This window comes from Actinophytocola sp. (assembly GCF_049647105.1).
GTDB lineage: Bacteria > Actinomycetota > Actinomycetes > Mycobacteriales > Pseudonocardiaceae > Actinophytocola.
Map to the genome: position 1 here is coordinate 1 of NZ_JBARWZ010000003.1, position 4844 is coordinate 4844.

At 70.4% G+C, this 4844-nt stretch carries 5 protein-coding genes; 4 read left to right on the forward strand and 1 reads right to left on the reverse strand.

Annotation, left to right across the window (positions count from 1 at the left end; genetic code table 11):
- The 4 genes from WBA97_RS00100 to WBA97_RS00115 all read left to right on the forward strand — a co-directional run.
- A partial coding sequence (locus tag WBA97_RS00100) for a hypothetical protein (RefSeq protein WP_424228530.1) occupies window positions 1-181 on the forward strand: 181 nt, incomplete at its 5' end.
- Between the two features lie 16 nt (window positions 182-197).
- Window positions 198-1022, forward strand: a complete 825-nt coding sequence (locus WBA97_RS00105) for a crotonase/enoyl-CoA hydratase family protein (RefSeq protein WP_424228531.1) — start codon at window positions 198-200, stop codon at window positions 1020-1022.
- 13 nt (window positions 1023-1035) lie between these two features.
- Window positions 1036-2745 (forward strand): AMP-binding protein, encoded by a 1710-nt coding sequence (locus WBA97_RS00110; protein WP_424228532.1) that lies wholly within the window; start codon window positions 1036-1038, stop codon window positions 2743-2745.
- A 320-nt stretch (window positions 2746-3065) separates the two neighbouring features.
- Complete coding sequence (locus WBA97_RS00115) at window positions 3066-4277, forward strand: MFS transporter (protein ID WP_424228533.1); 1212 nt, start codon at window positions 3066-3068, stop codon at window positions 4275-4277.
- Here WBA97_RS00115 and WBA97_RS00120 read toward each other — a convergent pair.
- On the reverse strand, window positions 4251-4844 hold a 594-nt coding region (locus WBA97_RS00120; RefSeq protein WP_424228534.1), incomplete at its 5' end, for a hypothetical protein. The genes WBA97_RS00115 and WBA97_RS00120 overlap by 27 nt on opposite strands.

A 4844-nucleotide genomic window follows, 5' to 3' on the forward strand; every position in this document is an offset into this window, starting at 1 on the left:
GTCGAAGATCGGCGTCGACATCACGCTCTCCCGTGCCATGCGCGCCCTCCTTAACGTGAAGATCCGCCTGGTTCGGACGGTAGTGGCCAAGCTGGCTAAGACTGCCAAACCCCCGCCGACACGATCGGGCGAACTCCGTGGCCTGGTAGGACATACTGCGAGTAAGTATCTGGCCGACTGAACGGGTGAGGGGCCGCATGACCGACAACCTGGTTTCGCTGAAGGTCGACATCAGTGACGGCGTCGCCGAGGTGACGCTGCTCGGCCCCGGCAAGGGCAACGCCATGGGGCCGGACTTCTGGCGGGAGTTGCCGCTGGTCTTCGGCGAGCTGGACCGCGACGACGCCGTGCGGGCGGTGGTGCTCACCGGCAGCGGCACCAACTTCTCCTACGGCCTTGACCTGCCTGCCATGTCGGGCAGCTGGGCGCCCATGCTCGGTGAGAAGTCGCTCGCCAAGCCGCGCACCGGCTTCCTGACCGAGGTACGCGCGCTGCAGCAGGCTGTGACGTCGATCTCCACGTGCCGCAAGCCGGTGATCGCGGCGATCAGCGGGTGGTGCATCGGCGGCGGGCTGGACGTGATCGCGGCCGCCGACATCCGGCTCGCGAGCGCCGACGCGAAGTTCAGCGTCCGTGAGGTCAAGGTCGCGATCGTCGCGGACCTCGGCAGCCTCCAGCGCCTGTCGGGCATCGTCGGCGAGGGGCACCTGCGCGAGCTGGCGTACACCGGCAAGGACATCGACGCGGCCCGCGCCGAGAAGATCAACCTGGTCAACGACGTGCACCCGGACCAGGCGGCGGTGCTGGCCGCGGCGAGGGAATTGGCCGCCGACATCGCCGCGAACCCGCCGCTGGTGGTGCAGGGCGTGAAGGACGTGCTCGGCCACCGGCGGGAGGCCGAGGTCGCCGAGGGTTTGCGGTACGTGGCCGCGTGGAACGCGGCGTTCCTGCCGAGTGAGGATCTTGGTGAGGCAGTGGCTGCGTTCCTCGAGCGGCGAGCACCGAAGTTCAACGGAAAGTAGGAGGGCATCAAGGGTGAGCAGCGCAGCCACCGAGACGTTCCGTGCGGCACGGGACTTTCTCCTGGAGCACCGGACGGACTACCTCCGCGCGAGCGCGGAGTTCGAATGGCCCAGCCTGACCGAGTTCAACTGGGCCATCGACTGGTTCGACGCGGTGGCCTCGGCGGAACCGACCGCCTCCCGGCTCGCGCTGTGGATCGTCGAGGAGGACGGCAGCGAGCTGAAGTGGACCTTCGCCGACGTCTCCCGCAAGTCGAACCAGGTGGCCAACTGGCTGCGCGCGAACGGCGTCAAGCGCGGTGACCGGCTCATCCTCATGCTCGGCAACCAGGGCGAGCTGTGGCTGACGATCCTGGCCGCCATGAAGCTCGGCGCGGTGCTGATCCCGGCGTCCACGCTGCTCGGCGCCGTGGACCTGCGGGACCGGGTGGACCGGGGCCAGGCCGCGCACGTGGTGGTGCGGTCGGCCGACACCGGGAAGTTCGCGGACGTGCCAGGGCAATACACCCGTATCGCGGTGGGTGACCCGGTCGACGGGTGGCTGGACTTCGCGGACGCGGACCGCGCGGACACCGCGTTCATCCAGGACGCGGTCACCAACGCGGACGACGCCCTGTTGCTGTACTTCACCTCCGGGACGACGGCGCGGCCGAAGCTGGTGCGGCACACGCACGTCTCGTACCCGGTCGGTCATCTGTCCACGATGTACTGGATCGGCCTCGAGCCGGGCGACGTGCACCTCAACATCTCGTCGCCGGGCTGGGCGAAGCATGCCTGGAGCAACGTGTTCGCGCCGTGGAACGCCGAGGCCACGGTCTTCCTTCACAACTACGACCGCTTCGACGCCATCGCGCTGATGAACGTCATGGACCGCTGCGGTATCACGTCGTTCTGCGCGCCGCCGACCGTGTGGCGGATGCTGATCCAGGCGGACCTGACGGCGTTGAAGACGCCACCGAGGAAGGTGGTCGGCGCAGGCGAGCCGCTCAACCCCGAGGTGATCGAGCAGGTCAGCAAGTCGTGGGGCGTGACGATCCGCGACGGCTTCGGGCAGACGGAGACCTCGGTGCAGGTGGCGAACACGCCGGGCCAGCCGGTGAAGCCCGGTTCGATGGGCCGCCCGCTGCCCGGGTTCGGTATCGCGCTGATCGACGCCGTTGGCGTGCCCAGCGACGAGGGCGAGATCTGCATCGACCTGTCGCGGCGGCCGGTGGGCCTGATGACCGGCTACGCGGACGACGACGAGCGCACGGCCGAGGCGATGCGCGACGGCTTCTACCACACCGGTGACGTCGGCACCCGTGACGCGGACGGCTACATCACCTACGTCGGCCGCGCGGACGACGTGTTCAAGGCGTCCGACTACCGCATCTCCCCGTTCGAGCTGGAGAGCGTGCTGATCGAGCACGAGGCGGTGGCCGAGGCGGCGGTCGTCCCGTCGCCGGACCCGATCCGGCTCGCGGTGCCGAAGGCGTACGTGGTGCTGGCCGCCGGCCACTCCCCCGACGCCGACACGGCGCGCTCGATCCTGGCGTTCGCGCGCGAGAACCTGGCCCCGTACAAGCGAATTCGCCGCCTGGAGTTCACCGAGCTGCCGAAGACGATCTCGGGCAAGATCCGCCGCGTCGAGCTGCGCGGCCGCGAACACGAGATTCACCCCGATCCGGACACCCGCGTCGACGGCGAGTACCGCGAGGAGGACTTCCCTGACCTCCGCACCTAACCCCAATGCCGGTCGGTTAAGGCGACACAAGATCAACTTCGCGATCAGCGACCAGCGAAAACAGGCCCGATCAAGATCAACAATCGGGGTTCCAGGCATCTAAACGACCGGCATTGCACCTAACCCCGCGAAACGCGCGTGTCCAACCCGCATGACCCGCGTGTCCAACCGGCACGACCACTGAGTTCACCAAATCCGCCCGACGCTGGTGACGGCTCGGTTGAACTCGGAGGTCGCCCGCGTTGGACACGCGGGTCGTTTGCGTTGGACACGCGGTCGTTTGCCGAGATCATGCGGACCGCTGCGGTAGAACTCTTCGCATGGGGGTTCTTCAACACGCACGGTTCCGGTGGCTTGCCGTCGCCCGCACGACCGGATTCCTCGGCAGCGCGATCTCCCCGATCGCCATGGCGTTCGCGGTGCTCGACCTCGGCGGCTCGGTCACCGACCTGGGGTTCGTGGTCGGGATGCGGTCCATCGCGAGCGTGGCGCTGGTGCTGGTCGGTGGTGTGCTCGCGGACCGGTTGCCCAGAGCGGTACTGCTCCAGGGATCGAGCCTCGCCGCCGCGGGATCCGCCGCGTTGATGGCGGCCTCGGTGCTGGGCGGGTTCGCGTCGGTGCCATTGCTCGCCGCGATCGGGCTCGTCAACGGCGCGGCCGCGGCGATCGCGCTGCCCGCGTCCTACTCGATGACACCGGAGACGGTGCCCGCCGAGGACCTGCAGCGGGCCAACGCGATCCTGCGGATCGGCAGCAACACGGCCGCGATCACGGGTGCCTCGCTTGGCGGTCTGCTCGCGGCGACCGCGGGGCCCGGCTGGGCGCTGGTCGTGATCGCCGGGGTGTTCACGGCGGAGGCCGGCTGCTGGCTGCGGGTGGGTGGGGTGCGGGCGGTCAGGGAGAAGTCGAGGCCCCTCGACGACCTGCGCGAGGGCTGGTCGGAGTTCGTGTCGCGGCCGTGGGTGTGGATCGTGGTGCTGCAGTTCATGGTCGTGAACGCGGCGATGGTCGGCGGCCTCCAGGTGCTGGGCCCGGTGGTCGCGGACGACACGTTCGGGCGGGCCGCGTGGGGTGTGGTGCTCGCGTGCCAGACGGCGGGCGCGCTCGTCGGCGGGGTGCTCGCGGCGCGCTGGCTGCCCCAGCGGGCGCTGCTGTTCGGGGTGGCACTGATCGTGCTGTTCGCGCCGCCGCTGCTCGTGCTCGGGCTGGCGCCACACCTGGTGGTGCTGATCCCGGCCATGTTCGTGACCGGGTGGGCGGCCGAGCAGTTCACCATCGCGTGGGACCTGTCGCTGCAGGAGAACGTGTCCGGCGAGAAGCTGGCGCGCGTCTACGGCTACGACATCATCGGCTCCATCGTCGCGGTGCCTGCCGGACAGCTCGCGGTCGGGCCGGTGGCCGCGGCGGTGGGCAAGACGGCCACCCTCGTCGGCTGCGCGGCACTGATCGTGGTGACCACGTGCGCCGCGCTGACGAGCAGGCAGATCCGCGAGCTGCGCAGGCGGTCACCGGTCAGCGAACCGGCCCCATGACACGAAGCGCGCCGCGACCGTGAGCGCGGTGGCGGCCACCACCAGCGCCGCCGCCACCGCGCCGTCGGCCGTCGTGAGCCGTGCGACGAGCGCCGTGACGGCATACGCGGCGAACGCGGCGGTGACCGCGAGCGGCGCCGACGGTCGCCACCCCGTCGACACGGCCAGCGCGAACACCAGCACGAGGAGCACAACGGACTCTCGGTGGCCAAGCAGATCCGGCATCCCGGCGAACGGCCAGAACACCACGGCCCCGAGCACCACCGCGCCCATGGCCTGCCCGATCGGGGCGGTTTTCCGCAGCAGCGCCACCACCGCGGCCACCCCGCCGACGAGCAGGACCGCCGCGAGCGGGGCCAGTGGCAGGACACGCAGCGCGAGGCAGGCGGTGGCCGCGAACACCGGCGGCACCGGGTGCCTGCGCAGGAGCGGCCACGCGCCGACCGCCATGACGAGGTCGAGCACTGGCAGGCCGGCAAGGTCCGCCCACGGCCGGGCGAGGCCGAGCCCGACGAGCGCGACGACGGCGAGTGCGGGCCCCGCGGGCGCGGGCAGCCAGTGCCCGAG

Coding starts and splice junctions, on each gene's coding strand:
- WBA97_RS00105 (WP_424228531.1), top strand. CDS start 198: ATGACCGACAACCTGGTTTCGCTGAAGGTCGACATCAGTGACGGCGTC.
- WBA97_RS00115 (WP_424228533.1), top strand. CDS start 3,066: ATGGGGGTTCTTCAACACGCACGGTTCCGGTGGCTTGCCGTCGCCCGC.